This window comes from Polyangium mundeleinium (assembly GCF_028369105.1).
GTDB classification, from domain to species: domain Bacteria; phylum Myxococcota_A; class Polyangia; order Polyangiales; family Polyangiaceae; genus Polyangium; species Polyangium mundeleinium.
Map to the genome: position 1 here is coordinate 6,086,368 of NZ_JAQNDO010000001.1, position 25,491 is coordinate 6,111,858.

The 25,491-nt window shown below is 69.6% G+C and carries 24 protein-coding genes; 13 read left to right on the forward strand and 11 right to left on the reverse strand.

The genetic code is table 11. The features are described 5' to 3' along the window. Positions 1 to 336: 336 nt before the first annotated feature. A complete protein-coding gene (locus POL67_RS24195) occupies positions 337 to 792 on the reverse strand; it encodes a hypothetical protein (RefSeq protein WP_271920983.1) in 456 nt (151 codons plus the stop codon). A 134-nt stretch (positions 793 to 926) separates the two neighbouring features. Between POL67_RS24195 and POL67_RS24200 the strand changes: the two genes are divergently transcribed. Next, complete coding sequence (locus POL67_RS24200; RefSeq protein ID WP_271920985.1) at positions 927 to 1,775, forward strand: hypothetical protein; 849 nt, start codon at positions 927 to 929, stop codon at positions 1,773 to 1,775. A 54-nt stretch (positions 1,776 to 1,829) separates the two neighbouring features. Then, positions 1,830 to 2,141, forward strand: a complete 312-nt coding sequence (locus POL67_RS24205; RefSeq protein ID WP_271920987.1) for a hypothetical protein — start codon at positions 1,830 to 1,832, stop codon at positions 2,139 to 2,141. A gap of 13 nt (positions 2,142 to 2,154) precedes the next feature. On the opposite strand, the gene POL67_RS24210 is transcribed toward POL67_RS24205, so the two are convergent. Beyond that, positions 2,155 to 2,916: a hypothetical protein gene (locus POL67_RS24210; protein ID WP_271920989.1), complete on the reverse strand. Its 762-nt coding sequence runs from the start codon at positions 2,914 to 2,916 to the stop codon at positions 2,155 to 2,157. Then, positions 2,913 to 3,980 (reverse strand): AAA family ATPase, encoded by a 1,068-nt coding sequence (locus POL67_RS24215; protein WP_271920991.1) that lies wholly within the window; start codon positions 3,978 to 3,980, stop codon positions 2,913 to 2,915. The genes POL67_RS24210 and POL67_RS24215 overlap by 4 nt, the downstream gene beginning before the upstream one ends. 95 nt (positions 3,981 to 4,075) lie before the next feature. On the opposite strand from POL67_RS24215, the gene POL67_RS24220 reads away from it, so the two are divergent. Continuing rightward, the gene (locus tag POL67_RS24220; RefSeq protein ID WP_271920993.1) at positions 4,076 to 5,053 is read left to right on the forward strand and encodes an aldo/keto reductase; all 978 of its coding nucleotides are present in this window, start codon (positions 4,076 to 4,078) and stop codon (positions 5,051 to 5,053) included. Continuing rightward, a complete protein-coding gene (locus POL67_RS24225; protein WP_271920995.1) occupies positions 5,050 to 5,853 on the forward strand; it encodes a phytanoyl-CoA dioxygenase family protein in 804 nt (267 codons plus the stop codon). The genes POL67_RS24220 and POL67_RS24225 overlap by 4 nt, the downstream gene beginning before the upstream one ends. Here the strand turns inward: POL67_RS24225 and POL67_RS24230 are convergent. Next, positions 5,838 to 6,275, reverse strand: a complete 438-nt coding sequence (locus tag POL67_RS24230; RefSeq protein WP_271920997.1) for a hypothetical protein — start codon at positions 6,273 to 6,275, stop codon at positions 5,838 to 5,840. The two genes, POL67_RS24225 and POL67_RS24230, sit on opposite strands and share 16 nt — an antisense overlap. Positions 6,276 to 6,306: 31 nt before the next feature. After that, positions 6,307 to 7,176: a LamG domain-containing protein gene (locus tag POL67_RS24235; protein ID WP_271920999.1), complete on the reverse strand. Its 870-nt coding sequence runs from the start codon at positions 7,174 to 7,176 to the stop codon at positions 6,307 to 6,309. Between the two features lie 84 nt (positions 7,177 to 7,260). Here POL67_RS24235 and POL67_RS24240 point away from each other — a divergent pair, with 84 nt between their 5' ends. Further along, positions 7,261 to 7,839 (forward strand): hypothetical protein, encoded by a 579-nt coding sequence (locus tag POL67_RS24240; RefSeq protein WP_271921001.1) that lies wholly within the window; start codon positions 7,261 to 7,263, stop codon positions 7,837 to 7,839. After that, on the forward strand, positions 7,839 to 8,450 hold the full coding sequence (locus POL67_RS24245; RefSeq protein ID WP_271921003.1) for a DUF3592 domain-containing protein: 612 nt from the start codon (positions 7,839 to 7,841) through the stop codon (positions 8,448 to 8,450). The genes POL67_RS24240 and POL67_RS24245 overlap by 1 nt, the downstream gene beginning before the upstream one ends. A gap of 562 nt (positions 8,451 to 9,012) precedes the next feature. Here POL67_RS24245 and POL67_RS24250 read toward each other — a convergent pair. The 3 genes from POL67_RS24250 to POL67_RS24260 are packed head-to-tail and all read right to left on the reverse strand — an operon-like array spanning position 9,013 to position 14,111. Further along, positions 9,013 to 10,227, reverse strand: coding sequence for an alanine racemase (locus tag POL67_RS24250; RefSeq protein ID WP_271921005.1), 1,215 nt, complete (start codon positions 10,225 to 10,227; stop codon positions 9,013 to 9,015). A 4-nt stretch (positions 10,228 to 10,231) separates the two neighbouring features. Beyond that, a complete protein-coding gene (locus POL67_RS24255) occupies positions 10,232 to 12,292 on the reverse strand; it encodes an alpha/beta hydrolase family protein (RefSeq protein WP_271921008.1) in 2,061 nt (686 codons plus the stop codon). Between the two features lie 55 nt (positions 12,293 to 12,347). After that, positions 12,348 to 14,111 (reverse strand): DEAD/DEAH box helicase, encoded by a 1,764-nt coding sequence (locus tag POL67_RS24260; protein WP_271921010.1) that lies wholly within the window; start codon positions 14,109 to 14,111, stop codon positions 12,348 to 12,350. Between the two features lie 265 nt (positions 14,112 to 14,376). Here POL67_RS24260 and POL67_RS24265 point away from each other — a divergent pair, with 265 nt between their 5' ends. Beyond that, positions 14,377 to 15,564 (forward strand): type 1 glutamine amidotransferase domain-containing protein, encoded by a 1,188-nt coding sequence (locus POL67_RS24265; RefSeq protein ID WP_271921012.1) that lies wholly within the window; start codon positions 14,377 to 14,379, stop codon positions 15,562 to 15,564. Here the strand turns inward: POL67_RS24265 and POL67_RS24270 are convergent. Further along, positions 15,517 to 16,767: a ferritin-like domain-containing protein gene (locus tag POL67_RS24270; protein ID WP_271921014.1), complete on the reverse strand. Its 1,251-nt coding sequence runs from the start codon at positions 16,765 to 16,767 to the stop codon at positions 15,517 to 15,519. The genes POL67_RS24265 and POL67_RS24270 overlap by 48 nt on opposite strands. Before the next feature lie 100 nt (positions 16,768 to 16,867). Here POL67_RS24270 and POL67_RS24275 point away from each other — a divergent pair, with 100 nt between their 5' ends. The 6 genes from POL67_RS24275 to POL67_RS24300 all read left to right on the forward strand — a co-directional run bounded on the left by POL67_RS24275 (position 16,868) and on the right by POL67_RS24300 (position 23,647). Continuing rightward, entirely contained in the window at positions 16,868 to 17,344 is a 477-nt protein-coding gene (locus POL67_RS24275) for a hypothetical protein (protein ID WP_271921017.1), read from the forward strand. Positions 17,345 to 17,430: 86 nt separating this feature from the next. After that, positions 17,431 to 18,621, forward strand: coding sequence for an imelysin family protein (locus POL67_RS24280; RefSeq protein ID WP_271921019.1), 1,191 nt, complete (start codon positions 17,431 to 17,433; stop codon positions 18,619 to 18,621). A 5-nt stretch (positions 18,622 to 18,626) separates the two neighbouring features. Continuing rightward, complete coding sequence (locus tag POL67_RS24285) at positions 18,627 to 20,018, forward strand: di-heme oxidoreductase family protein (RefSeq protein ID WP_271921022.1); 1,392 nt, start codon at positions 18,627 to 18,629, stop codon at positions 20,016 to 20,018. Further along, the gene (locus POL67_RS24290; RefSeq protein ID WP_271921025.1) at positions 20,015 to 21,154 is read left to right on the forward strand and encodes an imelysin family protein; all 1,140 of its coding nucleotides are present in this window, start codon (positions 20,015 to 20,017) and stop codon (positions 21,152 to 21,154) included. Before POL67_RS24285 ends, POL67_RS24290 begins: the two co-directional genes overlap by 4 nt. Then, on the forward strand, positions 21,141 to 22,550 hold the full coding sequence (locus tag POL67_RS24295; RefSeq protein ID WP_271921027.1) for an HTTM domain-containing protein: 1,410 nt from the start codon (positions 21,141 to 21,143) through the stop codon (positions 22,548 to 22,550). Before POL67_RS24290 ends, POL67_RS24295 begins: the two co-directional genes overlap by 14 nt. A 41-nt stretch (positions 22,551 to 22,591) precedes the next feature. Continuing rightward, positions 22,592 to 23,647 carry a M28 family metallopeptidase gene (locus tag POL67_RS24300; protein WP_271921029.1) on the forward strand — a complete coding sequence of 352 codons (1,056 nt, stop codon included), beginning with the start codon at positions 22,592 to 22,594 and terminating at the stop codon, positions 23,645 to 23,647. Positions 23,648 to 23,659: 12 nt separating this feature from the next. On the opposite strand, the gene POL67_RS24305 is transcribed toward POL67_RS24300, so the two are convergent. Further along, positions 23,660 to 24,970, reverse strand: a complete 1,311-nt coding sequence (locus tag POL67_RS24305) for a hypothetical protein (protein WP_271921031.1) — start codon at positions 24,968 to 24,970, stop codon at positions 23,660 to 23,662. Positions 24,971 to 24,981: 11 nt separating this feature from the next. Further along, entirely contained in the window at positions 24,982 to 25,335 is a 354-nt protein-coding gene (locus POL67_RS24310; RefSeq protein ID WP_271921033.1) for a hypothetical protein, read from the reverse strand. Positions 25,336 to 25,491 lie beyond the last annotated feature (156 nt).

The following is a 25,491-nucleotide window of genomic DNA, read 5'->3' on the forward strand; positions in this document are numbered from 1 at the left end:
GGGGCGTTGCCCCAGGCCCCAGCAGGGGCTGTCCGCCCCTGCACCCGGACCAGCCAGGGGCTGGACCCAAGCTCGATGAACTGCGCTCCGCGCAGTTCATCGAACAGCCGGTGGCAAGACCGGCGACGATCCTGCCAGCCAAGACGGCAGCGCTGCAGGTTCAACCGGCAGCGTGCCCGTCGCCAGGTTGAAACCCCCCTCCATGGTCTTGCCACCGGCCCGTTGGAAGAACTGCGCGCTGCGCAGTTCTTCCACCCTCGGTCCAGGCCGTGCCTGGTCCGGGTCGAGGGGCGGACAGCCCCCGCGGGGTCCGGGGCGGCGCCCCGGCGCGACGGCTCAGAAGCGCACGACGCCGAAGTAACATCGCACGTCTGAAAACTGCGGGACCCAGAAGTCCATGGCTGTTTTCCCTTCGCGCACCGTGACGCCCTCCGGGGTCCGGATGCGCGCCACCATGGTGAAGGGGACGCCGAGACGCGGTTGATGCCCGGGGTGAACCTGGAATGCCACGAGCTTGCCGTGGTCGTCGTCGAAGCAGCCGCTTGGCGCGTGCGTGAGCTCCCCCAGCTCGTAACAGGCTGCCCTTGGCGGGGCTGTGACCGTGCAGGTTCCTCCTGAGGAGACAACCGAGACGCAGGGCTTGCCATCGAGGAGCAAATCGAAGCGCTCGGGGAGTGGCGTCGGGAAATAGACCGCCATGTTATCGTGGCCGCACGTGTCGTCCGGCGCGTAGGCACGGGCGTGATCGTGCGCGAGGAGCGCGAGGGCGGCGGCGGAGAGCGATACGAGCACGGGAGCTGGCGGGTACACGTCGAGGGCGATTGCAAGGATGAGGCCGAAAGGGACTGCGCGCGCAGGGAGCGTCGTGGGGAGGAGGGAGATTTCTGGATGCGCGAGGGGGGATCGAGCGTATCGTGCGGATGGTGATGACGCTCCCGGGCGGGCCTTTCCTCGCGGCGATGGGGCTTTTGCTCCTTTCCTGCACGCGGGGGGACGCGCCGGCTTCGACGACCGGGGAGGCCGCTGTGGCCCCGCCGAACAGCGCTTTCTCGGCCGTCGTGGCGCCCGTGCCGACCCCCGCGCCGGCCCCCGCGCCTTCGCTGAGCGCCGCTCCTCCGGACGCAGACGCGACCGTCATCGTCGCCTGCGATCCCGAAAAACCCCCGCCGATTCCGTCGCCCGATCGCAGGCTTTATGCCGTCTGGCGGACGTTTCCCGTGGACCTCGGGGCGCACGGCGGCGCCGGTAAGCTGCGCGTGCTCGAAGATTCGCGCGTCACGCAGCCCGGGGCCCCGCGCGCGGGCACGCATCCCACCCAGCCGCCCTGCGATTTGCTTCCGAGCCGGGTGGAGCTGATTGACGAGAAGGGCGCCACGGTGCAGGTCGAGCGTTTCTTGCCGGAGCTCGACGTCGAGCTGCGATCGATGGGGCCGGGCGTGTTCCTGATCGAGATGATCGAGCGCATTCATTGCCTCGCGAGCTGCTGGTGCGGCGATTCGCACGCGTTCTGGCGCATCCAGGGCGGGCGCCTCGTGCCGCACGAGGGCCGCGTGGTGGAGCGGCGGCCCGCCGCGGGGACGCCCGCGGTCGGCGCGATGCGGAAGGTCAATCCGGTCACGCACGGTTGCTACGAGAGCTCGAGTTTCGAGACCCTGCCGGGCCGTCCTCCCGCGCTCAGCGTGCGCCGCGTGGCCATGGGATCGTTCGTCACGGCGACGGAGCTGCATTGGTTCGAGGACGGCGAATGGAAGGCGAGCATCGTCGAACGGAAGTAACGCGCGGTTGACGCTGGCCGGCCGGGCCCCAGGAAATTCGAGGGGAGGTGGCCGATGCGAATGCGTCCGTGGGCGGGGGTCCTGGCCTGGGTGATGGGAGCGATGGTCGTCGGCGCGGGGGGCGAGGCGCGCGCGGAGGACGCGGAGGACGTCGGCGAAGAGCGCGCGGCGGTGGACGAGGCGTCGGAGGCGCTGGTCACGCAGGGGATCTGCGAGCTTTGCAGGAGGACGTGTGCGCGGGGGAGGTGCTTGCCCATTTGCGCGCGGATCCGGTGCGCGCCGCCGGATTGGCGGGACCGGGTGTATCCGCCGTGGCGGTGGCGGGAGGAGCTTCGGCCGAGGGGGCGGGGGCCGGGCGGGAGTTGAAGGGGAAGACCGATCAGGCGGGGCGGGCGTAGAGGGGGAGGATCTCGCGGCGGAGCTCGTTCAGGAAATCGGCGAGGCCGGCGTCTTTGCCGCGGGTTGCGAGGGTGTCGAGCGGGGGTTCTTCGAGGCAGCGGTCTTCGCGGGCGCGAACGTCGTTCGTCAGCTTTTTGATGACCTTGTGAGGGTCTCCGGCTTCGTGGATTCGATGGGGTTCGTCGGGGAGCGAGAAGCCGAGCTTGAGGTTCTTCAGCGCCTCGCGCTCGTTGCTCGACGCGGGGATGAATCCGGCGACGATCCAGGCCTCGCGGCAAGGATTGGGGCAGCCGAGGGCGACGCGAAACGGTTTGCTGACGAAGGGTGCGGCCCGGGCCTTGTCCATGCCCGCGCGTCCTTCCTTGCCGTGCTTGTCCATGTCGACGACGATCAGGACGCCGTCGACGCGCTCGATTTTCGAGAGGGCGCGGACGAAGTGCAGGATGGTGTACACCTGCATGGCCTTGGGCAAGCGTCGACCATCGAAGCTCGCGTGAGGGACGAGGACCTTGCTGCCCGTGTCTTTTTCGAGCTTGGCGAAGTGCCTCGACACGTCGTGAACGTCGTAAAAAGGGCGATCGTCGGATTCACCCTTGAAGGTGCGGAAGGCTTCGCGCTCCTTTTTCGTGTCGAAGTTGTCGGCCAGCCAGTCGGGGCCTTCTTCGTGCAGCACTCGATCCACGAGGATCTCGATGGCGCGAAAGTCCGCCGAAGCTTCGCAGAACGTGACGAGTACGGTCACGTCTTCTCCTCGGCGGCGACCCATTCCTCTTCGGGATCGAGGCTCCAGATTTGGCCGGACGTCAGGACCCCTGAAGCAGCTTCTGGATGCTCAGAGAGCCGCTTGTGGGCGACGGTCCCGTCATTCTTGAGGGCGAAGACATGGACGTCCTTCGGGTCGAGCTCGTCGAGGATGTACGGGGAGTGCGTGGTGGCGACGACTTGGAGATCGGGCATCTCGTCGAGGAGGCGTTTGATCTGGCGGACGAGTTCGATTTGAGCCCGAGGGTGCAGGGATTGATCGATGTCGTCGAGCAAGATGAGCCGAGGACTGTTTGGACTGTGCAATACCGTCAAGAGAGCCAGGGTAACAAGGGTTCCTTCGCTTGCAGCGTGCGCGGGGACGCCGGGAGCCCCGCGGAAATCGAGAAGTATCTGATGACCAATGGTCGCATTGGCTGCCTTCGCGCGGCGGATGCGAACTCGCTCGACATTAGGAACGACGCTGCGCAGCTCGCCCTCGATTCGACGGAACCTCTCTTCCTGCTCCAGTTTCATCGACGCCAGGACATCGGCGGTATTGGAGCCATCGGACGCCACGCTGGGCCGCTCGTGTTCACTTTGTGCGGGAGATGCGATCCTAGTTGCGTCGAAATGATATATTGCCGAGTCACCCATGATGTGTGCGAGTGCCATAGCGACCGAGCGATCGATTTGCTTGTCCCGCGCTTCGCCAGTTCCGCTCTCGGTTCCCTGTATTTCCCAACGAAGCGCGGGGACCCAATCGATAGCGGGTCCTCGATCTCTCATGCGCACCCACTCGATGGCGAGGACAGAGTCCGCGCTGTTGAGCTCGACACCGATCGGGCCATCAGGCGCGTTTCGGCTTGCAATATCGTCGGGGTCGTAGGGCCAACGGAACGCCTGATTGGGCGCCTTGTTCAGAAGCCCGCTCGTCCTAAGCAGCGCCTCCAAAACACTCGTCTTCCCACTCCCATTCGGCCCCACCAGCACGGTAAACCGTCCCAGCTCGACCGTCGTATCCCGGTGGGCCTTGAAGTTCTGGAGGCGAACGGAGGTGATCATCGGCGTGCCGGATGATGGCCCACGGAGCCGTCCGCGGGCAACCTTCGTCTGCTTCCGCTACCGTCCTCGCCGCCCTTGCGCTACGCCTCCCGCCCATGTCCTCCCTGCTCGCGCCCTGGACCCGCCCGCGTGACCCTTCGGAAAAACCCCTGCTCGCCGTGGGCACCATGAACTTCGGCAAGCGCACGCCCGAAGCCGAGAGCATCCGGCTCGTGCATCACGCGCTCGATCGCGGGCTCACGCTCTTCGATACGGCCAACGCCTACGTCGACGGGAACGCCGAGCGGATCCTGGGCAAGGCGCTCGCCGATCGGCGCGATCGAGCGCTCGTCGCGACGAAGGTCGGGTTCGGGCGGACCGCCGGCAAGCCGGAGGGGCTCTCGCGGGGCCGCGTGCTCGCCGCCATCGACGAGAGCCTCGGGCGGCTCGGGATGGATGTCGTCGACGTGTATTACCTCCACGTGCCGGACCCCGCGACGCCCCTCGAAGAGACGCTGGACGCCGTGCAGACGCTCCTCGCGTCGGGGAAGATCCGCGCGTGGGCCGTGTCGAATTACGCGTCCTGGCAGGTGCTCGAGATGTTCCAGATCGCCGAGAAGCGCGGGATGCCTCGGCCCGTGATGTCGCAGGTGCTTTACAACGTGCTCATCCGCCAGCTCGATATCGAGTATTTCCGGTTCGCGAGGAAATACGGGCTGCACTCGACCGTGTACAATCCGCTCGCGGGCGGCTTGCTCTCGGGGAAACACGCGCCCGAGGCCGAGCCGGCGAAGGGATCGCGGTTCGAGAAAAATCCGCTGTATCAACGAAGGTACTGGACCGATCGGTTCTTCGAGCTCGCCTCCGCTTATCGCGAGGTCGCCGAGGGCGCGGGGATGACGCTCGTCGAGCTCGCCTATGCGTACGTCGCGGGGACGCCGGGCGTGGATTCGATCCTCGTCGGGCCCGGGTCGATCGCGCACCTCGACGCCGCGATCGACGCCTGCGCGAAGGAGCTGCCCGCGGAGGTGCGGCAACGGGTCGGCGAGCTCTACCGCGATTTCCAGGGGACCGACGCGAGTTACGCGCGATGAATTTCCTCGCGCCGGAGGCCTCGGGCGTCGAGGTGGAAGCGGCCCTCGCCGAGCTCGCGGCGACAGGGTTCGCGCGGCTCGGGCGCGTGCTCTCGGACGAGGGGATCGCCACGCTCGCCGCTCGGGCCGATGACCTCATGCTCGGCCACGTGGTGCACGAAGGGCTGTTTTTTCAGCACGACGCGGCGAGCGGGCGGTACGAGGATCTCGAGCACCGAAAAGGGTGGGTCGGGCCCTCGATCCATTATCGGAAGCTCGAAAAGCTGGAGAAGGATCCCGTTTTTCGAGCTTTCCTCGGCAATCCACTCTTCGAGCGGATCACGCGGGCCCTGACGGACGGGTCCGTCACGTTGTATCGCGCGGTTCTGTTCAACAAGGCGGCGCGGGCAGGGACGGCGCTGCCGTGGCACCAGGACGGGGGGAGCTTTTGGGGGCTCGATCGAGCGCCGCTCGTGCAGATCTGGACCGCGCTCGACGACGCGCCGGCCGAGGCCGGGTGTGTGGAAATCGTGCCGCATTCGCATCAAGGCGGGCTCGCGACGCCGCTCGGCGGGGTGATCCCGGCGGAGGTGACGCGCGCGGCCGAGGCCGAGGCGCGCTCCGTGCTCGTGCCCGCGCGCGCCGGCGACGCGATGCTCATCCACAACGATGTCTGGCACCGGTCGGGGACGAACACGACGGACAAGCCGCGGCGCGCCGTGACCGTGTGTTATCTGCGCGGCGAGACGCGGTGCATGCGCACGCGGAGGGCGCCGCGGACGTTCGAAACGATCTTCGAGGCCCGTCACCCGAGGACGTGACGGTTCAGGCCGGCCCAGCGGAAGGCGTCGTCGGGGGAGCCGAAGACGCGGCCGAATTTCGGCGCGTGCGCCTTGAGCAGGCTCGAGATGCTCATCATCTGCATGGCGTTGTCCGCCGCGACCACCGCGATCCGCCGCGAGGCGGCTTCGAGCGTGCCGAACATCTCGCCGAGCGCGGCCTGCGTGACCGGGCCCCAGGAGAGGGTCGCCTCGCGGAGGTCCATGACGGCGCCGCGGACGCGCAGAGCGGGCTCGCGGACGACGCGCTGGAACATCCCGACCATCTCGCGCGCATACGCCGCGCCGACGTCGCGGCTCACGTCGGGCCGTCGCCAGACGCGGCACGCGGCCACCCCGTCGCCGAGGGTCATGCTGTAGTTGCCGCCCTCCGCGTACACCTCTCGCACGTCTGCCGATGACACGCGTCAAAGCAAAGGGGAAATCCAGGGGTTGTCAAGGACGGAGCAGGCAACGGCCGTCCGACCAGCGCCCGCCCGCATCGCCGCAGATCTGCGCCTGCGTGCGCGCTTCGCGCCACCACAGGATCTCGTCCATCGTGCCGGCGAAGGGGAAGACGCCCTGCTCGCGGCGGCCGATGTAGAGGTCGGAGGGGATGGGGCCGAGGAAGCCGCCTTTGCCCTTCGTGGTGGGGATGCCGTTCACGTAGAGCACGAGCATGTGGCCGTCGTTCACGTAGGCGATGTGGGTCCACTGGCCCGCGGGGATCACGCCGCAATCGCTGGTCACATTCGTGGAATCCTGTAGGTCCTTGCGCGAAAAGATGAGCTGCATGTTGCCGCAGCTCGCGTTCATGAGGACGTTGTCGTCCCTGTTGCCGGTCCCGCGGCTCACTGTCGAGAGCACGTTCCCGGCGCCCTCGGGAGCGATGCGAACCCATCGTTCGATGGTCGCGGCCGTCGTGAAGTCGAGGCACGGGGACGCCGGGACGCGGACATGGCCACCGGAAAACGAGAGCCCTCGCCCCACGCGCCCGGGCGCCCCGCGAACAAGGCCCGAACTCGTGGCGGCGCCGTGATGGCCACGGCCGGAGCTGTCGAGCACGGGTCCGTCGAGCTCCTCGAAACGATACCAGGCGGCGAGGCCAGGCGGCGCAGGGGAGGCGCTGCAATCGGCCGCGGCGATTTGCTTGGTGCTCGAAGGTGGAGGCGGAAGCGGCTCCTCCCCGGCGATTTCGAGCGTCGTCGGGGAGGCACCTTGCGAGGGGGTGGCATCGGGCGCCTTCGGCGGGGGGAGAGGCGCGGCGCATCCGAGGAGCGGGACGCCGAGGAGCAGGGACAGAAGGAAGCGCGGCGCGAGGGACATCGGGAGGCGAGCTTTCTTCGAGAATGCGAGGGAGGTCAAGCCGCGGGGATGGAAATCGAAGGGGCATTGCCGCATCATGGAGGCATGCATCGAGCGCTTCTCTTGCTTGTGGGGTGTCTGCTCTTGGGGGGCTGCGGCAGCGAGGTCGTGGAGGCCGAGAGCGGAGGCGAAAGCGGGAGCGGAGGCGGCGGCGGAAGCGGAGGCGGAAGCGGCGGCGCAGGCGGGAGCGGTGGCGCAGGCGGGAGCGGCGCGGGCGGTGTGTGCGTGCCGGGGCCGGACGAGCCTTCACCCGTTCAGCCGAGCTGCGCGGACATCGCGGGGCTCGCGCTCGGGGAGGCCACGGTGATGGACGGGGACGGCGACGGCCTCGTGGAGGCGGGCGAGGCCGCCGTGATCAAGACGAGCCTCGTGGAGACCGTCGGCAAGAGCTTTTACGGGTATCCCGGTGTGGTCTTCACCAGCGACCACCCCGGCGTCGACGTGGGTGACGCATTCTGGTTTTATGGCATCTCCGCTTGCGACGCGATGTCCGCCGATGGGTACGTAAAAGTGCCGAGCGACGTCGCGCCGGGCACGGTCGTGACGGTCACGGCGCGCGTGGGCATCCTGCACGAGGATTGCCCGAATGCGTACGCGATCGAGGTACCGATCGAGGTGCACTGATGGGCAAACGGAAACGGCAGCGCGTCCAGACCTTGAAGATGCCGGACGGCGAGAAGGTCGCGTTCGACGAGCAGGGGCGCGTCCTGATGTCGCGGTCTTCGCAGGGGATGCTCGCGGTCGTGCTGACCGTGTTCGGCTGCGTCGCCCTCGGGATGCCGTGGGTGCTCCGGAGCCAGGCAGAGGCGCGGGCAGAGCGGTTCGCGCGCATGCGCACGTTCTCCGAGGCGACGTGCACGATCAAGGATATCGCCTGGGGAGAGCCGGATCCGGAGTACGGCAGGACGCGGGTCTCCGTCGACTACCAGGTGCACGTCCCGGGGCAGGAGGGGACGTTCGTCGCGAGCGGGTTTTCCTGGCAAGGGACCGACGTCGACAACGGCGTCGCCGCGTCCATGAAGCGCGAGCTCTTGCTCAACAAGCGGGTGCCGTGCTGGTACGATCCGGCCGATCCGACGAACGCGGTGCTCGTGCAGGCGAGGGGGGAAGCGCCGCCGCCGATGAGCGTCTGGCTCTTGCTGGGGATGTCGGCCGTGGGGCTCCTGTTCGCCGGGGCGGGGATCGCGACGTTGCGTACGAAGAAACGCCTCGTTCTCGGCGGGAGCGAGGATTGAGGTCTCCATGAGAACATTCGCCCCCGCGCGTTTGATTGAATCTTCGTCTGGAAATCCACGTCAGGGGACGACGTGAACACGAATTTTTGCCTCTTGTCCGTCGGCCTCGCAGTTTTCCTTGTTGGCTGTACGTCACCACGCTCCGCAGATGATTCGGCAACCGCGGTCATGTCGTCGCCCCCTGTGCACATGTGCTTCGCGGATGAAAAAGGGGCGCCGCTCGTGGGAGCACGCGTGACGTCCGAAGCCCTGCACGCCGTCCCCGGTTCCGTCTACAAGTGGGAATCAGCCATGCCCACCGGACCTGCTCTTCCTGAGGTCACCACCGGGATCGACGGATGTGGTGACATCCGATGGCTGTCGCAGCTCGACGCCGGTCCGACATGGAGTCAGCTCGTCGTGAGGCCGGCGGATCAGGGGCCCGATGGATGGGGAGCCATCTGCTCGAGGCCACGGCCGCCTGAGCCTCGCGCTGGCGAGGTCGAGGAAGGCAAATCCCTTCGCTGGCAGGTCACGCCGCAGCATTGTGTTTTGGTGCCTGCACACGAATGAGCTTTCGGTTTCAATGAAAACACTCGCCCGCGCCGCGGTAGGTGAGCGCGCGAGATTCGACGCGGTCGCCGCGGACGAGGAGGTAGTCGCGGAAAAACGTGGCGAGCTCGCCGGCCTTGGCGTGGCGGAAGAAGACGGGATCGCCCGGGGCGAGGTGGACGCGGGGCGGGACGGCGAGCGGGGTCTGGACTTCGCCGGCGCCTTCGAGGTCGAGCAAGCGGAGGCCTTCGGGGAGGTAGGGGATCGGGAGGCGATCCGGGCCGGCGGCGCCCGAGGCGATGAGGCCGCCGCCCTGGCAGGTGACGAAGCCGGGCGCAGGTTTCCGTGTCACCTGGAGGGCGAAGAAGGCGGCCGGCGCGGGGCGGAAATCGTCATAATGGTCGAAGAGGTGGCTGCCGAGGAAGCCGGAGCCGACGGTGATCTCGGTGAGGGAGGGGTCGCGGAGGGAGGAGGCGACGCTGCCGGTGCCGCCGCCGTTGAAGAGGGGAAGGGGGAGACGGCGGCGCTCGAATTCGGTGGTGATTTCACTTCGTAGCGTGGTGACGGCGGCGCAGGCGATTCGCTTGAAGGCGCGCTTGGCGCTGGGCGGGAGAGGGCCGAGCGGGGTTTGGTCGGGCGTGCCTGCGATGTGCGCTTCGTAGCCGAGGAGGCCGGCGAAGGCGAGGTGGCGGGAGGAGACGACGCGCTCGGCGAAATCGGCGACGCCGCGGGCCTCGTGGAGCGAGCTGCGGCGGACGCCGAGGTGCACGCGGCCGCCGAAGCGGCGGAGGGAGACGTCGATGTCGACGACGACGGGGATACGAACGCCGTACGTCGCGGCCGCGGCTTCGAGGATGTCGAGGTGGATGGGCTCCTCGACGGCAATCGAGACGCGCTTTCCGTCGTGGTTCGCTTCGGCGAGGAGGCGCGCGTCGGCAGCCTGGGCCGTGGGGTAGGCGACGAGGATGTCGTCGAAGCCCTGCGCCGCGAGGAACCGCGCTTCGGCGGGGGCATAGGCCATGAGCCCGCGGAACGAGGGGCCGCCGCGGGTGAGCATGTGCCGGAGGAGATCCACCGACCGAACGGATTTCGTACCGATGCGGAGCGTTTTTCCGCTGCCGCGGACGAGCGAAACGACGGCGTCGACATTCGCGTCGACGGCGCCGAGATCCACGAGGGCGACGGGGAGCGCCTCACCGGCGAGGGTTTTCCGGTAACGTTCGTAGCGGTGCTGGCGGGTTTCCATGGCGTCAATCACAAGCCGCGCTCACGGACGCCGAAGGCGGGACGCGTGGCGTGCCTTTGGAGAAACTCTCGAGGAAACATTGGATCTGGTGTTTCGGGGGCTCGGTCTGGAAGACGACCTCGTGCCCGTCCTCCACGCCGTCTTCCGGATGTTGCACGACGACTGCGGTGGACCCGTCGAGGTTGCCCGACGCGGGCAGGGGGATCTCGCTGCGGCCGTTGAGGAAGAGGAGCGGGGAGAGCGGGGTGTACACGGAGAGCTCGGGGTGCGCGGCGTCGAGCGGCGGACCGGCGAGATCGAGGCCGAGCGAGAGGCTCATCGGGTTCGCGATGGGCGGCAGGATGTAATGGTCGACGATGCCCTGCATCATGAGGACGTGCCGCGGGGGGCCGTCGTTCTCGCGCAGGATCCGCGAGGCATACGGCTGGACGTCGGCGGGTTCGCCGGCCCATTGCAGGAGGTTGAGGAGTGGGTCGAACTCGGAGAGGGAATATCCCGTGCCGCTGACGCCGACGAGGGATTCGGCGAGCGGGCGCGTGGCGAGGGGTTTTTGCTTGTGGACGATGTTCGCGAGGAAGCTCGCGCCTGCGCCGCTGAGGAGCAAGGCGCGCACGCGAGGCTCGAAGGCCGCCGTGAGCGGGACGATCGAGGCGCCCATCGAGTGGCCCATCAGGGCGAGGGTGTTCGTGTCGAAGCGGGCTTTTCCGCCGGCCACGTCGGCGCCGGGGCAATCGGCGACGTCGATTTCGATCGTGCCGAGGATGTGCGTGAGCAGGCCGAGCTCGGCCGCGGATTGGCGGATGTTGTCGCGCAAGGCGACGGGGTTTCCCACGTTGAAGACGAGGAACTGTTCGTCGCCGCCGGTCTTGTTGCGCAGGCCGCCGTGGGGGCCGTCGGCGCTGGCGCCCGCGAAGCCCGCGCGGGCAAAGGTGAGCGCAGGGCCGGTGCCAGGTTCGAGCGCAGGGCCGCCGGGTTCGGCGCGGACGCCGCGATCGACGAGGGGTCGCTCGCCGCCCGCACCCGTGCGCGAGAAGAGGACGATGGGGTATCCCGCCGCAGGCATCGGGCGGCGCGGGACGGTGACGACGAAGTTGGCTTCCTCGAACCGCTGGAACACGGGGTTGCCCGCGGCGTCGAAGACCCAGTTGCCGCCCGCCGCGGTGTACGGGGGTTCTCCGCTTTGGTACACGGGGAGGCCGATCGTGGTTTCGTACACGCAATAGTCGTCGAAGAGCTCGTTCCGCGCGAACGGTGAAAGCGGCGCGGGGAGCGGCTCGGCGAGCATGGCCTCGGTGACACGCGCGTAATCGTCCGTGGGCGTGGCCGTGGTGAAGACCGTGAGCGCGGCGATTTCGTCCGCCGGGATGCCGGCCTTGTCGAGGGCCGCGAGCGCGTTCGTGTAGGTGGCGAGCGCTTCGTCGGACATGCCCGCCGGGGCTTTGCCGGCGCGCAGATCGGCCATCGCCGGGGAGACGCCGAGCGGGGCGCCGTCGTGATCTTTCAGGGAGGTCCGGACGATCGCGGCATAGGTGGTGTTCGGGCGGAGCGGGATTCCTTGGACCGGGAGGAGGGCGAGGAGGTTCGGCGCGCCGTAGGGGCCGCCGTCTTCGAGGAAACGGGCGGAGAGGGGGGCGCGGCGGAAGGCATTGGGGGCGGACGGGGAGACGTCGAGGAGGAGGGCAGGGGCGTCGAGCGCGAGGCTTTCGAGCGGCGCGACGAGCTCGCCGGCGGGCAAGGGGCCGTCGAGGCCGAAGTAGATGGCCGTGGTGGTGCCGAAGCCGCGGACGGCGCCGGCAAGGTCGATCATCTGCGCGGCGATGCCGTTGTTCGAGGGGTTGGGGAAGGCCGCGAGGTCGGCCGTGCCGCTCGTGGTGAGGCGGGCGTCGCTCGGGAAGGGGGACCCAAAGAAGCCGCCGTGTCCCGTGAAGTCGAGGGCGATCCGGGTGCGCGCTGGAGAAGGGGGGTTCGTCCCGGAGGGGCCGCAGCCGAGGCCGATCGCGGCGAGGGCCAGGGCAGCGGCGCAGAGGCGCGGGAAGACGCGTGGGCGGGCGAACGCGCGCGGCATGAAGGCCACTTTCGCCGCGGCCCGCGCGCGTGTCCAGGCTTTCGAGGGGCGCCCGTCAGCGCGTCAGGGAGGGATGGCGGAAGCGGCGCGGGGGTTCGTCGCCGCCGAGAGGACCGCGGCCGCGCGGGCGAGGCGCCGGGCCCGAGCGGGGAGCGGTCTCGCCGTGGAACTCGGGCATGGGCCGGATGCGGACCCGCGGATCCCGTTCGTCCGGGCGCGCCGCCGAGCGGGCGAAGTCGGAGGCGACAGGCGTCGCGACCTCCACGCTCGACGAGAAGTCGCCGACGTGAATCGCGCCGACCTGATCGCTGCGGATGCCGCCGCGCCGGCACACGAGCGCGAGGAGGCGGCGCGGATCGGCACCATGGCGGCCGCCCCAGCTCACCTGGAACGGGACGAAGGCGCCCGCGTTCGGCGCGTTGCGCGGAGCACGATGCTCCGGGGGGCGGCGCGGGAGCGGCTCGTGCGGGACGAGCGGGGTGATGGCCAGCGGCGCCGAGGGGCCGGTGTGGCGGGAGCGGGCGAGGAGCGTGGTGACGAGCGCCGCCGGATCCATGTCGGCGAGCAAGGACGCGGCGAGGGCCTGGAGCCGCGGATCGGCAGGTTCGGCCGCGGGGGCGCGGAGCTCGGCCGCGAGGCGAGCGTCGGCCTCGCGAAGAACGTCGTCCGGCGAGGGCGCGGGCGACCAGGTGGCGCGGATGCCGGCGCCGCGGAAGAGGCGCGCCACGTAGTCGCGGGCCTGCGGCGGGACGAGCATCACGCTCGTGCCCTTGCGCCCGGCCCGGCCGGTGCGGCCGCTGCGATGGGTGAAGGTCTCCGGGTCGCTCGGGGGATCGGCGTGGATGACGCGGTTGACATCGGGGATGTCGAGCCCGCGCGCGGCCACGTCGGTCGCGACGAGCGTGGTGACGGCGCCAGAGCGGAAGGCCGCGAGGGTGCGGGTGCGCTCGCGCTGCTCGAGCTCGCCGCTCAAGGCGCGCGCGGAAAAACCGGCCTGGCCGAGGCGCTCGGCGAGCTCGGAGGCGCCCTCGCGGGTGCGGACGAAGACGAGCGCGCGGTCGGTGGGCGCGAGGAGGAGAAGGTTCACGACCGCGGCGTCACGCTCGTCGGGTTTGACGAGGTGCGCGACGTGCGTGATGTCCTGGTTCGCCTCGCCGAGGCTCGTGCCCTCGACGGCGATGGCGTCCTTCTGGTAGCGGTTCGCGAGGGCCGAGACCTCGCGCGAAAACGTGGCCGCGACGAGGTGGGTGCGGCGCGCCTCGGGCATCTTGCCGAGGATGGTCTCGAGCTCCTCGCGGAAGCCCATGTCGAGCATCTGATCGGCCTCGTCGAGCACGGCCGCGCAGACGCGCGAGGGATCGATCGCGCCGCGCTCGAGGTGGTCGACGAGCCGCCCGGGCGTACCCACGACGACGAGCGGGCCCTGGCGGAGGTTGTAGAGCTCTTGCGGGATGCTGGTCCCGCCGGTGACGGCACAAACGCTGGCGCCGAGCGGCCGGAAGAGCCACGAGAGCTCACGGGCGAGCTGGGCGGCGAGCTCGCGCGTCGGAGCGATCACGATCGTGGCCGGCGTGGCCGCGGCGGACGGCGCGGACGGCGGGGTCGCGCTCGCCCGCTCCGCCACGATGCGCTCGAGGTCGGGGGCGAGGACGAGGCCGATGGCGACGGTCTTGCCCGAGCCGGTCTGCGAGAAGAGGCGCAGGTCGCGCCCCGCGTGGGCCGGGTCGAGGACGGCTTCTTGGATGGGGGTGAGGGACGTGTAGCCGCGGCTCTGGAAGGCAGCCGCGAGGGCAGGCGAAAGGGCGTCGAGTTCGGTCATCGGATCGGGGACAAGGAACGGGGGGCAAGAGCTCGGTTCGTCCGAGCAGCGCCCCCCGGGGTGTTGCAAAGGGACGCACCGTAGCAGGTCGGACGACCCATTGCCCGGAGTTTCGTCCGCCGCATCGCGGTCGTTCCCCCCAAACCCCCGTCACGCGCTTGGCGGCTGCGCAAATCCCCGCCGAGAGCGCCCGGCTGCGCCCGGACGTGGCACTCGTGATGCAATCCGCGGCTCTCCCCGTGGGCACGACGCGACAGGAGGGACCATGCGAGCAATCGTGACGCGAGGACTGTGGACGGGCGCCGCGCTGACGGCGGCGACCGCGACGGCCATGATGAGCTCTTCGACGATCGCACGGGGCTCCCCGTGGGCGGGGCTCAACGCGATGGCCACGGCGGCCATGCCGACACGGCGGGTCGGCCTCCGGTTCCAGGGCGACGCCACGCCCCTCGGGTTCCTGCTGCTCACCGGCGGCCTGCTCGGCTGGGGCCTCGTGTACCAAGGGGTGCTCGCGCGGGCCCGTCCGGAGCGACCCGGGGGCGTGCTCCTCGCCAGCGCGCTTTCGGCCCTCGGCGGATATGCCGTCGACGCGCTGGTGATGCCCGAGCGCCTCGTCCCGAATTTTCGCCGCGCGATGGGCACCGCCGGCACGCTCGCCAAGTACCTCGCCCTCGGGGGCGCGAGCTTCTTCGCGGCACGCCCCGCGCGGCATCGGAGGCTCGCGGGCCGGAAGATCGCGGTGCTCACGGCAGACGGGTTCGAACAGGTCGAGCTCTTCACGCCGGCACGCGCGATCGGCGCCGAGGGCGGAGAGGTCGAGGTGCTGTCGCTCCGGCCCGGGAAGATCGTGGGGATGAACGTCGACGTCCCGGGGCGGCGGGTGCGCGTGCAGCGGACGATCCGGGAGGCGGACCCGGCCGAGTACGACGCGCTCTTCGTGCCGGGCGGCTTCATCGCGCCGGATTTCCTGCGGCAAAGCCAGGAAGTGCGGGAGTTCGTCCGGGCCTTCGACGCGGCGGGCAAGCCCATCGGCGCGATCTGTCACGGGGCGTGGGTGCTCGCGTCGGCGGGCATTCTCCGCGGGCGGCACATCACGTCGTGGCCCGGGATCCGGGACGATCTGGTGAACGCGGGAGCGACCTGGCGCGACGAGGCGGTCGTGCGGGACGGCAACATCATTTCGAGTCGCGGGCCGCAGGATCTGCCGGTGTTCACGAGCGCGCTCGTGGACTTCTTCACCGGCTCGAAGCCGACGCCCGAGCGGCCGTGGGCGCCGGCCGCGTCGTCGCCGCAGCGGAGCGCGCCGCCGGCGATGGCCCTCGCCGGCGCGGCGCACCTTCCGAAGGTGGCCAAGGCGCGCAGCGTCCTCGGCCTGACCGCGGCGTTCGCCGTGGGCCTCGCGGCGCTACCCGTGCTCCGCGCGTTCACGGCCTTCACGCGCCGGCGCTGGTAGGCTGCCGAGGAGCGCCTCCGCGGCCGGTCGCACCACCTCGTCGAGCGCGCGCGTCATCGAGGCCCGCAGCACCGCCGCTTCCGGACGCCCGTGCGCTTCGAGCGCGCCCGCTCCGCCCACCTGCACCTCGAACGAGGCTCCCACGGCGAGCGCCTCCACGAAGGCCGCTCGCACGGACCGCGCGACGGCCGCATCCCCGCTCCCGAGCGCCCACGCCACGGCCCGCCAGGCGAGCTCCGCATGCCGCGCCTCGTCCTCGGCGATGGCGGCGAGCGCCTCGCGCACGGCCGGATCCGTCGCCCGCGCGGCTTGCTCGGCCGCGACCAGGCTCGCGAGTGTCTCGCCGATGCATCCTTCGCGCACCGCGCGTGCCGCCACGTCCGCGAGATCCGCGCTCACGGACAGGTTGCCCCCGACGAACGGGAACGCGCCCGGTCCGAGGGGCTCCCCGGCGTAGGCCGAGGCCAGCGCGAAGGCGAGGCGCGCGTGCCGGACCTCATCGAGCGCGGCCTCGTGCGTGCGCGCCACGAGATCGGCCGGCGCCCCCACGGCGAGCAGCTCCAGCGCGAACCGGCCGAACGAGGCGATCGACGCATGTTCGAGCAGGCCGTCGCGGGTCCAGGCGGCGGCGAGCAGGGCGCGCTCGTCCGGGGACAAACCGGCGAGATCGGGCGCGGGGAGGGCGCTTTCCATCCAGGTCGATCGACCTCGGGCGCGGCTCGCCGCGCGGGCGCGGCCTTCCACGAGGAAGGGCCGACCGGCGGCGCCGCAGCTTTCGTACGTCACCTCGTAGCAGCACTGGCCGTCATCGAAGGTCCCCTCGGTGTTCACCACGACGCCGCAGATCCCCGGGTCGCTCATGCCCTCCACGTGCATGAGCGCGTCTCCCTTCGGCGGGCACGGGGGCACCATCGAGCCGCCCGCGCCGCCTGCACCGCCTGCGCCGCCGCTCCCGCCTGCGCCGCCGCTGCCTTCTTGGGGCCAGGCGAAGCACTCCGTGACCGTGTTGAAGAAAGACCCTTGGCCTCCAGACCCACCGAGGCCTCCCTGGCCTCCCTGGCCTCCCTGACCTCCCTGACCGCCTTGACCTTCCTTCTCGACGTCGCTGCCACAACCCGCGACGGCCGCCGCGCTCATCCCCGCGAGCGCCACGCCGAGCAATTGCGCCGCGAGCCGGCGCCGGAAATGGAAAGACCGATCCATGACTTCTCCTTCCGCGCGCCGATACGGACGCGACTCCGGCTGGATATCACGCGTTTCGATTTGCACGGATACGTCAAATCTGCGAGACACGATCGCAGCCATGCGATGTTTCTTCGTCGCCCGTGCCACGGCCCTCCTCCTCCTCGCCGCATCCGTCCTCGGCTGCGGCTCGCTCCCGGACGCCACGGTGGCCGTGCTCGAAGGGGCCGATTCGTTCCAGGTCCTCGCCCTCGATCCCGACCACGCGGGAGAACCGCCGCCGGGCGTGGAGAGCTTCCACGGACATCAGGTCCTCGCGAAGGGCGACGTCGCCGATCCGAAGGCGCGCGAGCGGATCGTCGGCATCGTGAATGCCGGCGTGCGCAAGGGCGGCACACAGGCCAAATGCTTCAACCCTCGCCACGGCGTGCATGCCGTGCGCGAAGGCCACACCGTCGACCTCGTGATCTGTTACGAGTGCTCCGCGCTCGATGTCGTGGAGGACGGTCGATCCACGACGATCCCCACGGGCGACGTCCAAGCGGACCTCGACGAAGCCTTCCGCGCCGCAGGTATCGTCCGCCCCGCCGGTCGCTGAACACGGGCTGTCTCCCGTTGCCGCTTGACATGGCTCGGTCGTCTGTGACAAGTGAAAGTCACTTTCATTTTCTGGAGTGCCAAAACATGACCAAGCCTACGAAACGAACCTTGCAGTCCGTGGCCCTCGCGAGCGCGGTGGCCGGGCTGCTCACCGGATGCGGGTCGGATCCCGTGACGAACGGCGCGAAGCCCCTCTCCGAGGACGCGCCGCCCGTCATCGCGGCGTATGCGAACCTCGTGCACGGCTCGTACGTCGAAGCCATCGACGAGACCGCCTCGCTCAACGCCTCGCTCGCGCAGTTCGTGGCGGAGCCCACGGAGGCGAGGTTCAAGGCCGCGCGCGAGGCGTGGCTCCTCGCGCGTGATCCGTACGGCCAGACCGAGGCCTTCCGCTTCTACGGCGGCCCCATCGACGACGACGACGGTCCCGAGGGCCGCATCAATGCCTGGCCGATGGACGAGGCGCACGTCGATTACGTGGCGGGCGAGCCGGGCGCGGGCATCATCAACGATGCCATGACCTATCCGACGATCGACGAGACCACGATCGCCGAGCTGAACGAGAACCCCGGCGAGAAGGACATCTCGACCGGGTACCACGCGATCGAGTTCTTGCTCTGGGGCCAGGACACGAATGCCGACGGCCCCGGGCAGCGGCCGTACACCGATTACGTGGTCGACATGGGCACGGCCGCGAACCAGGAGCGGCGCGGCCAGTACCTCCTCGCGGCAGGAAAACTCCTTCTGCAGGACCTCAGCTCGGTCTCGGCGGAGTGGGCGCCGGAGGGCGGAGCCTATCGGGCGTCGTTCGTCGCGCTCGCGCCCGAGGAGGCGGTGCGCCGCATCCTGCTCGGCATCGGCAGCCTGAGCGGCGCGGAGCTCGCCGGCGAGCGTATGCAGGTCGCGTACGACACGAAGGAGCAGGAGGACGAACACTCCTGTTTCAGCGACAACACACACAAGGACATTCTCAACAACGCGCTTGGCATTCAGAACGTCTACCTCGGCCGCCGCGGCCAGGTCGACCTGCCCGGGATCGACGATCTCGTGCGCGCGCGTGATGCGGCGCTCGACGCGCGCCTCCAGAAGGAGATGCAGGAGAGCATCGAAGCGATCAAGGCCATTGGAGAGCCGTTTGATCAGGCGATCCTCGGCGACGACACGGCGCCCGGCCGGCAGAAGGTGAAGACGGCGATCGAAGCGCTCCGCAAGCAGACGGCGACGATCAACGAGGTCGCGAAGCTGTTCGGCATCCAGCTCAACATCGAGGAGTGATCGCCATGCGATGGCTCGTGTTTCCTGTCGTCTTCGTGGTCGTCGGTTGCGGCGCGGACGCCCCCCCCGAGGAGACCGGCCCCTCGGCCGAGCCGGGGGAGGAGCTTTCCGGCGGTGAGACCACGGTCCACGACACCTCGAAGAACGCGTATTCGCTCTCGGCCCGCAACATGACGGCCGAGCGGCGTAGCGCGTTCTTCGTGGGAAATTCGTTTTTCAAGGAAAACTGGGTCATCGCTCCCTCCTCCACCGAGGGGCGGGACGGGCTCGGGCCGCTCTTCAACGCGCGCTCGTGCTCGTCCTGTCACCTCCTCGACGGCCGCGGCAGCCCGCCGGACGATCCGGCCGAACCACTCGTCTCGGTCCTGCTCCGACTCAGCATTCCCGGCACGGACGCGCATGGCGGCCCCGCTCCCGAGCCCACCTACGGCGGCCAGCTCCAGCCGCGCGCGATCCCGGGCGTCCTCCCCGAGGGGGACGCGTTCGTCGCGTATGAAGAAATGCCCGGCTCGTTCCCGGACGGCGAGACGTACAGCCTGCGCAAGCCCATCTACACGATCGCCGCGGCGCGTGGCGACATGCAGCCCGGCACGTTGATCTCGCCGCGCGTCGCGCCCGTGATGATCGGCCTCGGCTTGCTCGAAGCCGTCTCCGAGGAGGACATCCTCCGGGCCGAAGATCCGGACGACGCCGACGGCGATGGCATCTCGGGCCGGGCGAACCACGTGTGGGACGTCGTGCGCGGGGCCGCTTCGCTTGGTCGATTCGGCTGGAAGGCGAACCAGCCGACGCTCATGCAGCAGACGGCGGGCGCATTCCACGGCGACATAGGCATCACCACGTCGCTGTTCATGACCGAGGACTGCACGGACGCCCAGGCCGATTGCAAGGCCGCCCCGACCGGCGGCACCCCCGAGGCGAGCGAGAAGATCCTCGGGGACGTCGCGTTTTATTCGACGACCCTCGCCGTGCCCGCGCGCCGCGACGTCGCCGATCCCGGGGTCCTCACCGGCAAGCGGCATTTCCTGGAGCTCGGCTGCGGCAAATGCCACACGCCCGTGTTCCACACCGGGACCTTCGACGGCTACCCCGAGCTCTCGGGCCAGACGATTCGCCCCTTCACCGACCTCCTCTTGCACGACATGGGCGAGGCGCTCGCGGACGAGCGGCCCGACTTCAAGGCGGACGGGCGCGAGTGGCGGACGGCGCCGCTCTGGGGGATCGGGCTCCTGCGGGTCGTCAATGGCCACGAAAATCTGCTACATGATGGCCGCGCGCGCGGCTTCGTCGAGGCCGTGCTCTGGCACGGCGGCGAGGCGGAAGGCTCTCGTGAGGCGTTCCGCGCACTGCCGGCCGAGGATCGCCGCGCGCTCGTCTGGTTCCTGGAGTCGTTATGAGCTTGTCCCCGCCCGCCTTTCCTTCCCGGTCCGCCCTCTGCTTCACCCTCACGCTCGCCCTCGCGGCCGCCTCGTGCGGGACGCCGACCGCCGACGACACGGCGCAACGCGCGGTGATGAACGACCTCGCCCACGAGGTGATGCTGCCGATCTACGACGAGCTCGAAAAAGAGGCGCTCCCGCTGCCTCCCGCCGTCGCGGCGTTCTGCGACGCGCCGACGGAGGCGACGCTCACGGCGGCGCAGGCGGCGTGGCGGGCGGCGCGCGTGCCGTGGAAACATGCCGAGGCGTTCCGGTTCGGCCCCGTCGAAGACCTCCGCATCGGCAGCGCCATCGACTTCTGGCCCGCGCGCACCGACTCCATCGAGTCCGCGATCACCGCCGCGCCCGAGCCCGTCATGGCCACGCACATCGCCTCGCTCGGCGTGAGCACGAAGGGCTTGCCGGCGCTCGAATTCCTGCTCTTTGATCCGGCGGGCGGCAATGCCGCGGTCCTCGCGTCCCTCGGGGGCGCGGATGCGGCGGGGAAAAAGCGCTGTACGTATGCGCGCGCGCTCGCCGAGGCGATTGCCATGAACACGACCACGGCGCAGGATGCGTGGAGCCTGGAGGGCGGCGCGTTCGTGGATCAGGTCGCGAAGGCGGGCTCGGGCAGCTCGCTCTTTTTGACGGGGCAAGACGGCATTGCGCGGGTCGTCAACCTGCTCATCTCCGCCATGATTGCGGTGAGCGAAAACCGGGTCTCGGGCCCGCTCGGCATCGTGAGCGGCACCGGCCCGGATCCCACGCTCGTCGAATCGCGTTTCAGCGACAACTCGATCGATGACTTGCTCGGCACGCTCCGCGGCGTCGAGGACGTCTACCTCGGCCGCCACGGCGATCGCAGCGGGCGTGGCATCTCGGAGCTCGTCGCCGCGCGCAGCCCTGCCATCGATTCCTCCGTCAAGAAGGCCTTCACGGACGCGATGGCCGCGACCTCGGCGATCCCGGCGCCCCTGCGCACCGCGATCACGGAGAATCCCGCGGCCGTCACCAAGGCGCAGGACGCATTGCGCGTCGTGCGGCGGCTGCTCTCCACCGACGTCGCCAGCGTCCTCGGTGTCGCCGTCACCTTGAGCGACAATGACGGCGACTGACGGCGCGGCGCGGGAGAGCCTCGTCGAGAGGCTCTTCCGCCCCGTCGACATCGCGTCCCTCGCCGCGTTCCGCATCCTCTTCGGCGCGCTCATGCTGGTGAGCATCGTCCGGTTCTGGGCGAACGGCTGGATCCGCGATTTTTACATCACCCCCCCGCTCCACTTTCATTACTTCGGTTTCTCGTGGATCTCGCCCTGGACGAGCTGGGGCATGTACGCCCATTTCGTGGTCCTCGGCCTCGCGAGCGCCCTCGTGATGGTCGGGCTCTTTTACCGCGCCGCGGCGGCCGTCCTGTTCGTCGCGTTCACGTACGTCGAGCTCCTGGAGAAGGCGACCTACCTCAATCACTATTACCTCATCAGCATCCTCTCCTTTTTGATGATCTTCCTGCCGCTCCACCGGGCGGCGTCGATCGATGCATGGAGAAACCCGGTGCTCGCGAGCCGGACGGCGCCCGCCTGGGTGCTCGTACTTTTGCGTTTCCAGATCGGGGTCGTGTACGTCTTCGCGGGGATCGCGAAGCTCGGGCCGGATTGGCTCCTGCGCGGCGAACCGCTCGGAATCTGGCTCTCGGCGCACACGGACATCCCGCTCGTCGGCCCCTTCCTCGCCGAGCGCTGGGTCGCGCGCGCGGCGAGCTTCGCGGGCGCCGCGTTCGACCTCACCGTGGTGTTTTTCCTGCTGCGCGACCGCACGCGGCGCTTCGCTTATGCCGCGGTGCTCGGGTTTCATTTCGTGACGGGCATGCTCTTCCCGATCGGGGTCTTCCCGTGGATCATGTCTGCGTCGGCGCTGATCTTCTTCCCGCCGAGCTGGCCGCGGCCGCTCCTCGCGCGCATCTCGCGCCGGTTTGTCCGTTCGCTCCCCGAGGATCTCACCGCACAGCCGCCCCCGCGGCCGCTCGGGACGCGGCAGCGCATCGGGATCGCCCTCGTCGCGGCGCACGTGATCGTGCAGATTGCGCTCCCGCTCCGCCATTTCTTTTACCCCGGGAACACGGCCTGGACCGAGGAAGGGTTTCGGTTTGCCTGGAGGGTCATGCTCGTGGAGAAGCTCGGCTTCGTCGAGCTCCGGATCCACGACCACGCGACGGGCCGGACGATCCACGCCGAGCCGTCTCGATGGCTCACGCCGCTCCAGACGAAGATGATGGCGCAGAGCCCGGACATGATCCTCGAATTCGCGCACCACGTCGCCGACGACTACGCGCGCCGGGGCAAACACGTGGCCGTGTACGCGGACGCGTGGGTGACCATGAATGGCCGGCCGAGCCGGCGGATCATCGATCCGAACGTGGATCTCACGACCGTCCAGGATTCCTTGCTCCCCAAACCCTGGATCCTCCCTCTCGACGACAACGCCGCGCCGAGCGCCACAGCCTCCTCGCAGCATTGAGATCTGGTGATTCGGCCTCGGCCCAGCGTACCCTCTCGCCGATGCCGCGCCTCCCGCTCGCCCTCGCTTTCGTCCTTGCCTCGTGCGGCACGCCGGCCGCGCCCCCCGCGGCCCCGCCTGCGCCGCCTGCGGCTTCCACGCCTCCAGCGCCCGCGCCTCCGCCCATTCAGCCTGCGTGCGCCGTCGCGGCCGACTTCCCGCCGCTCCTTCCGCCGCGCCTCGACCTTCGCGCGCCCGAGCCTTCGCGGGGAAACCTCCGCGCGTGGGTCGATCTCCTCGCCGATCCCGCCCTCCACGGCCGCGCCGCCGGCTCGGCCGACAACCGCCGTGTCGCCGATCTGCTCGCGCGCGCCTTCCTCTCGTTCGGTTTTTCCCCGCCCGAGGGCCACGACCCTTGTGTCCCCTTCGAGCGCGACGGCGTCCGCGATCAGAACGTCATCGCCCATCTCCGCGGAAAAACTCCCCCCGACGGCCCCGTCGTCCTCGTCGGCGCCCATTACGATGCGCAGGGCGAACGCGACGGCGAGGTCTATCCCGGCGCCGACGACAATGCCTCTGGCGTCGCCGCTTTGCTCGAAATTGCGCGCGTCCACGCCTTACGCGGATCCGACCTCGACCTCGTCGTCGTCGCGTTCGGCGCCGAGGAGCGCGGCGTGCTCGGGGCCGAGGCCTTCGTCGAGGCGCCCACGGTCCCGCTCGCGCGGCTCGCGCTCATGGTGAACCTCGACATGGTGGGCAGGCCCTTGCTCGACGGCTCGCCGCTCCGTCTCGTCGTCCCCCGCGCGGCCGAGGCGCTCGGGTTCGTCGTCGGCGCGCGGGACGGCGAAAAGACACGCGCGCTCCTCGATCGCGCCGCCGCGCGCGAGGACCGGCCCCTCTTCGGCATTCCCGAGGCCGCGTTCAGGCGCCTCGGATACGCCTCCGACAGCGTCCCGTTTGGCCCGCACACGCCCACGATTTTTCTCTCCGACGCCGCGCTCGCCGATTACCACCAGCCCACGGACACGCCCGACCAGATCGATCTCGACCAGATCGGGCGCGCCGCGCGCCTCGCGCTCACCCTCGTCGATGAAGTGCAAAAAGAGCGGCGGGAATGACGAGCTGCGCGCTCACCAGGCGAGGGCGACGCGCACCCGCGCGCTGCTCCCGTCGTCCGTGCAGACGAACGCGCCGCGGCCGAGGGCTTTGTCGATACACGCGGAAAGCTCGCGATCGGCCGTCCCGGCGACGACCTTGCCGAGGGCGGGCACGCCGTCCTCGCGGATATCGAGATCCGCCACGATCACGCTGCCGGCAGGAGCCGCGCAACGCGCGAGCGGCGCGGCGAGCGAATCGACGTTGTCGACCACGAGCCGCTTGACGGCCGTGTATCGCTTTTTCCCGTCGACCACCTGATCCATCGAATGCCAGTCGTCCTCGACGTGGATGTTCGTGCTCGCCTCGATCACGCGCACCTCCGGCCGCGGCTTTCCGGTGAGATCCGGAGCCTCGTACCGCACGTGGATCGTGCGCCGCCCGGGCCGCTTGCCCATCGCCGCCGAGCCGACGAGCGCCTGGCACACGCACGCCTCGCGCGCGCCCTCGCGACCGTCCCGCAGGTCGAGGTTTTCCTGTTCGCAATACCGCCCGCCCGCGTCGCCCTGCACGAGGAAATCGCGGCGCACGTCGTCGTCATTCGAAAAACACGCGACGAGGCTGCCTGCGCGGTCTTTCCAGTCCACCGAGCCGGCGTCACACTGGCCAAAAGGTTTGTCCTCGCAGATCGTGATGGGGCCTTCGCGGAGCGCGTTTCCCTCGGTCCCCCGCGCCATGAGGCCGCCGACCACGCCTGCGCGTTCTTTCCGGACCAGCGAAGCGAACGCCGCGCGATACCGATCCACGAGCCCGAGCTGCGGATTCCAGGGCCCTTCGAACGTCACATCGGGGGCGCCGAAGCGCGCGCCGAGGTTGATCCAGAGCACCTCGCCGCGTTCCCTGCCGACCCCGCTGATCCGCATCACGTCGGTCGTCAACCAGCCCTCGTCGTGGGCGCGCCGCGACAGGGGTTCGCCCTCGTAAGCGCATCGGTGCCCGGTTTTCTGGGAGACGGGCCTGAGCTTGGGATCGACCATGGCCGGCCCGAGGATCAGGTAATCAGGCGCGATCCGGGCGAGGTGCGCCGCGAGCTCCGCGCGGAGGGCCGCACGCTCGGCGCGGAAGAGCTGGTCGTCCTCGATCGGCAGCACCGCGACCTCGGGCCGGTGGGCCTCTGCCGGCGGCTGCGCGGCGGCCTGTGCCGGCGGAGGCGGCTGCGGCGCCGGCGCGAACTGCGGGTCCGAGACGACGGTCGCTTGAAGCGGAGATTGGGCTATGCAGGAGACGCTGAAGAGCGCGCTCCCGAGGGGCAGGAGCGCGGCGCGCGGGCGGGCGGAGGTCTTCATGGGAAAACGCCTCAATCGAGCGTCATCGTGAGGGATTGTCCGATGACGTGACACTCGTCGGCCGTCACGGTGACGTTCGCGCTCTTCGTCGCCATGTCGCGCGTCGCCGTAATGACGAAGTTGCCCGACTCCTCCACGCCACAATCGTAGCTATTCTCGACCACCTGCTCGCAGGGCTTCGACGGGCCGCCGTTCACCGTGTACGTCAGATCGGCGTCGGTGACGGGCGCGCCGGTGCTGTCGACGACGTCGACCGTCACGGAGATGGCCGCGATCGTGGTGCAGGCGACCTCGTCGGAGCTCGGGCTACAGGCCGCGAGCGAGATCAGGCAGAGCGACAGAAGGGACGCGGGGAGGAGGCGCATGCCCGACGGCTTTACCGAGCGCTCGCCGGCCGGGCAAATTCTCGGCGGAGACCGGCCTTTTTCTCCGTTGGCACCTGATTTGCTCTGTCTCGCCGTCGAGCTTTCCCCCTGGCGACGACGAGAGGTGCCTTGTGCGCAAGACGACGACGATTGGCT

What these genes read in the sequence shown, in the direction of transcription:
- POL67_RS24290 (WP_271921025.1), top strand. Translation starts at nt 20,015, where the DNA reads ATGAGCTTGTCCCCGCCCGCCTTTCCTTCCCGGTCCGCCCTCTGCTTC.
- POL67_RS24270 (WP_271921014.1), bottom strand. Translation starts at nt 16,767, where the DNA reads ATGGATCGGTCTTTCCATTTCCGGCGCCGGCTCGCGGCGCAATTGCTC.
- POL67_RS24235 (WP_271920999.1), bottom strand. Translation starts at nt 7,176, where the DNA reads ATGTCCCTCGCGCCGCGCTTCCTTCTGTCCCTGCTCCTCGGCGTCCCG.
- POL67_RS24305 (WP_271921031.1), bottom strand. Translation starts at nt 24,970, where the DNA reads ATGAAGACCTCCGCCCGCCCGCGCGCCGCGCTCCTGCCCCTCGGGAGC.
- POL67_RS24310 (WP_271921033.1), bottom strand. Translation starts at nt 25,335, where the DNA reads ATGCGCCTCCTCCCCGCGTCCCTTCTGTCGCTCTGCCTGATCTCGCTC.
- POL67_RS24200 (WP_271920985.1), top strand. Translation starts at nt 927, where the DNA reads ATGACGCTCCCGGGCGGGCCTTTCCTCGCGGCGATGGGGCTTTTGCTC.
- POL67_RS24285 (WP_271921022.1), top strand. Translation starts at nt 18,627, where the DNA reads ATGCGATGGCTCGTGTTTCCTGTCGTCTTCGTGGTCGTCGGTTGCGGC.
- POL67_RS24300 (WP_271921029.1), top strand. Translation starts at nt 22,592, where the DNA reads ATGCCGCGCCTCCCGCTCGCCCTCGCTTTCGTCCTTGCCTCGTGCGGC.
- POL67_RS24275 (WP_271921017.1), top strand. Translation starts at nt 16,868, where the DNA reads ATGCGATGTTTCTTCGTCGCCCGTGCCACGGCCCTCCTCCTCCTCGCC.
- POL67_RS24295 (WP_271921027.1), top strand. Translation starts at nt 21,141, where the DNA reads ATGACGGCGACTGACGGCGCGGCGCGGGAGAGCCTCGTCGAGAGGCTC.
- POL67_RS24215 (WP_271920991.1), bottom strand. Translation starts at nt 3,980, where the DNA reads ATGATCACCTCCGTTCGCCTCCAGAACTTCAAGGCCCACCGGGATACG.
- POL67_RS24265 (WP_271921012.1), top strand. Translation starts at nt 14,377, where the DNA reads ATGCGAGCAATCGTGACGCGAGGACTGTGGACGGGCGCCGCGCTGACG.
- POL67_RS24250 (WP_271921005.1), bottom strand. Translation starts at nt 10,227, where the DNA reads ATGGAAACCCGCCAGCACCGCTACGAACGTTACCGGAAAACCCTCGCC.
- POL67_RS24255 (WP_271921008.1), bottom strand. Translation starts at nt 12,292, where the DNA reads ATGCCGCGCGCGTTCGCCCGCCCACGCGTCTTCCCGCGCCTCTGCGCC.
- POL67_RS24245 (WP_271921003.1), top strand. Translation starts at nt 7,839, where the DNA reads ATGGGCAAACGGAAACGGCAGCGCGTCCAGACCTTGAAGATGCCGGAC.
- POL67_RS24225 (WP_271920995.1), top strand. Translation starts at nt 5,050, where the DNA reads ATGAATTTCCTCGCGCCGGAGGCCTCGGGCGTCGAGGTGGAAGCGGCC.
- POL67_RS24280 (WP_271921019.1), top strand. Translation starts at nt 17,431, where the DNA reads ATGACCAAGCCTACGAAACGAACCTTGCAGTCCGTGGCCCTCGCGAGC.
- POL67_RS24220 (WP_271920993.1), top strand. Translation starts at nt 4,076, where the DNA reads ATGTCCTCCCTGCTCGCGCCCTGGACCCGCCCGCGTGACCCTTCGGAA.
- POL67_RS24205 (WP_271920987.1), top strand. Translation starts at nt 1,830, where the DNA reads ATGCGAATGCGTCCGTGGGCGGGGGTCCTGGCCTGGGTGATGGGAGCG.
- POL67_RS24240 (WP_271921001.1), top strand. Translation starts at nt 7,261, where the DNA reads ATGCATCGAGCGCTTCTCTTGCTTGTGGGGTGTCTGCTCTTGGGGGGC.
- POL67_RS24260 (WP_271921010.1), bottom strand. Translation starts at nt 14,111, where the DNA reads ATGACCGAACTCGACGCCCTTTCGCCTGCCCTCGCGGCTGCCTTCCAG.